Origin of the sequence: Candidatus Infernicultor aquiphilus, from assembly GCF_002784285.1 — a bacterium.
Lineage (GTDB): Bacteria > Atribacterota > Phoenicimicrobiia > Phoenicimicrobiales > Phoenicimicrobiaceae > Infernicultor > Infernicultor aquiphilus.
This window is the reverse complement of record NZ_PFKO01000193.1, coordinates 1-3110: the sequence shown is the minus strand read 5'-3', so window position 1 is coordinate 3110 and position 3110 is coordinate 1. Positions and strand designations below refer to the sequence as shown.

The following is a 3110-nucleotide window of genomic DNA, read 5'->3' as shown; positions in this document are numbered from 1 at the left end:
GGTTTTTAAGAATAAAGCAGGCAAAAGAGTAACTGTACCTTATCATAGCGGGAAGATTATCCATCTCAAGATTCTTCATTGTATTTTAATGGATGCAGATCTTTCAGTGGAAAAGTTCAAAGAATTATTGAAATAAAAACTATTTTATCTGGTAAAATAACTAATTAATAGACCGGATAATTGAATTAAATATTTTGCATTTAATACTAAAGATGATTTACAATTTACTAGCGACTAATTTTAACTGGATAACGGAAACTAGCTATCCAGCTAACTAATATAATTTATAATTGGTAAATTGGAAAAATAGGTAATTGGTGAATTGCCAACCGTGGAGGTTTTATCAGTGTTTAGAATAATTAATAAAATTAAAAAAATAAAAAACGCTAAAGGACTGTCCCCTGTCATTTTATTATTATTGTCTTTTCTCTTAATATTAAATGGCTGTTTATTTTTACCCAACTCTAAAGGCGGAGTGGAAGGATATGTCTATGAGAAGACGGTTCTCGATTCTCGTCCTTTAGAAGACGCCCTCATCAGCATTACTGGATCTTCAAATACTGCTTTAACCGACTCAGAGGGTTATTTTCACCTAGATGAAGTTTCTATAGGTGCACGGACTTTAACTATTGCCAAAGAAAGTTATATCACTTATAGGAGATTAAGCGTTGTAATAAAAGAGGATGAAGTTACTTTGATTGATAATGGTAATCCCATCGTTGTTCGGGCAGTTGATGACAAGTATCTCTTTGATGGCGGAGTTATTTACTATAATATGGAAGATTATAATAATGCGATTACTACTTTTCAGCAATTAATCAATGATTATCCAGATAGTGAATATGCCGATGAAGCCCAATATTATATTGGCTCTATTAATGAAAAAAAATTAGGCTATTATATCCAGGCCCTTCTTGAATATCAAAAATTAATTGATAATTACCCCAACAGTGAATTTGCTGATGATGCTCAGCTGGGAACAGGGAATTGTTATTATGCCACTAAAGACTATTCTCATGCCATTGAGGCATATCAAAAGGTAATAGATGATTATCCAGATAGTTCTTTACTCCCCTTAGCTCAATATAGTATTGGACAGAGTTATCGGAAATTAACTAATTATGAACAGGCTATCCTTGAGTTTACCAAGACCATAGAAAATTATCCCGAAAGTGAGTATGCTGCCCCAGCCCAATATTATATTGCCTCTTCTTATTATGATGCTCAAGATTATAATCAGGCTATCTTAGAATTCCAGAAAACAGTTGATAATTTTCCTGACTCAGCCTGGCCAGGCGAATCAGAAACGCTTATTGCCCCCTGTGCCCAATACTATATCGGTTATTGTTATGGCCAAAAACTTGGACAGTGGGAGGAGGCAATCCCCGCCTATCAACTGATAATTGATAACTATCCCAATAGCACATGGCCAAAGGGTCAAGAAATCCCCCCTGATTCCCAGTATCAGATTGGCTGGTGTTATGAGCAATTGGAACTGTGGTGTGAAGCAGTGGCATCTTATCAGTTAGTTATAGATAATTATCCTGGTGCTACTTGGTCTGAACAAGCTGAAGAAAGGTTAAGTATAATAAGCGGAAATTGCCTCCCAGGTTAGTACTCGTATCGAGTATCGCGTATAGAATAAAGTAATAAGTAATGAGTGATATGTAATATGTAATAGGTTTAGGTTTTAAGTTTACAAAAGCATGTTACTTGTTACACATTACACATTACTTACTGGGTAACTGGCAAACTGGTTAACTAATATAATTGGTGAATAGGTGAATTGGAAAATTGGTGAATTACTAATGGACGACCTTAAAATTATAGAATCCTGCCTTCTGGGCAATACCGAGGTATTTTCCCGGTTAATAGATTCCTATAAAAATATGGTTTATAATTTAGCCTATCGGATGAGCAATAACCCTCAAGAAGCGGAAGATATATCTCAGGAGGCCTTCCTGCGGGCTTTTCAATCATTAGTCCGTTTTAATTCTTCCTATAAATTTTCCACCTGGCTTTATCAGATTACTCTAAATATTATTCGAGATAGATTCAAGAAAAAAGAATTAAATTGTGTTTCTCTGGATACCCCGCTGGAAAAAGATGATTCAGAATTTTACCCTCAACCTGCTGACCTCACTCACAACCCAGAACAGATTATTGCTCAACAAGAGAATACACAGACTATAGAACAGGCTATTCTTTCTTTACCGTTAAAATATAGAGAAGTTATAGTATTGCGTCACCTGCAGGACCTTTCCTATGTGGAAATTTCTAATATCTTAAAAATACCGGCCGGGACTATAAAAATTCGTCTTTATCGCGCCCGTGAGCAACTGAAAAAAATTTTAGCGGATAGCGTATAGGAGGTAGGGGTTGGATTTATCCAACCCGTCTGTTTTTCTGTCATTCCCATGAAAATGGGAATCCATCTTTTTCTGTCATTGAGAGCTCTGATTTATCAGGGCGTGGCAATCTCAACAGCAATTCTCCTCCCCCTTGAGGGGGGAGGATTAAGGTGGGGGTGTTAAATTGAAACTTTTCCCCTGCTTTTTCGTATTATATATTGAAAACTAAAAACTTTTAAAAGGTAAAAAAATGAACTGCCCAAAAAATATAAAATTATTAAATTTTTATCTAGACCAAACCCTGGATAGAGATACAACTAAGCAAGTGGAAGAACATTTAAAATCTTGTTCGACTTGTCAAGAAGAGTATTTAAAGTTAAAGAAAGTTGTTTCCGCTTTAAATTCTATTTCACCTCAAGCAGCACCCGTAGAACTTACTAAAAATATAATGGCTAAGATTTCACAAGAGGAGATTCAAATTCAATCTTCCTGGATTGGCCAGCTCAAAAGGCGGATTTCTATTCCCGGTCTGTCCTTCGCACCTGTCTGCCGTGCCTACACAGGCAGGCGAAAGTGGGAATCTATATTTTCTTTCCGTCTGGTCGGTGTTACAGCAGCCGCAGCACTAATTATATTTTTTGCCTTTACTTTTATCTTTAATACGCCTGATATTTCTCCTATCTGTTCAGCTGAAGTACAATTTTCTTTAAAATTAAATAATAATAAAACTCATACTGTGGCCATTGCCGGTGACTTTAA

The 3110-nt window shown here is 35.9% G+C and carries 3 protein-coding genes; all 3 read left to right on the top strand.

What is annotated here, in order from left to right; translation table 11 throughout:
* Nucleotides 1-346: 346 nt before the first annotated feature.
* Nucleotides 347-1615, top strand: coding sequence for a tetratricopeptide repeat protein (locus tag COZ07_RS05140; protein ID WP_406607508.1), 1269 nt, complete (start codon nt 347-349; stop codon nt 1613-1615).
* A 193-nt stretch (nt 1616-1808) separates the two neighbouring features.
* Nucleotides 1809-2369: a sigma-70 family RNA polymerase sigma factor gene (locus tag COZ07_RS05135; protein WP_406607507.1), complete on the top strand. Its 561-nt coding sequence runs from the start codon at nt 1809-1811 to the stop codon at nt 2367-2369.
* 232 nt (nt 2370-2601) lie between these two features.
* On the top strand, nt 2602-3110 hold a 509-nt coding region (locus tag COZ07_RS05130; RefSeq protein ID WP_406607506.1), incomplete at its 3' end, for an anti-sigma factor.

Bases quoted from the DNA above. Each gene is read 5' to 3' on its own strand.
- COZ07_RS05135 (WP_406607507.1), top strand. From the start codon at position 1,809: ATGGACGACCTTAAAATTATAGAATCCTGCCTTCTGGGCAATACCGAG.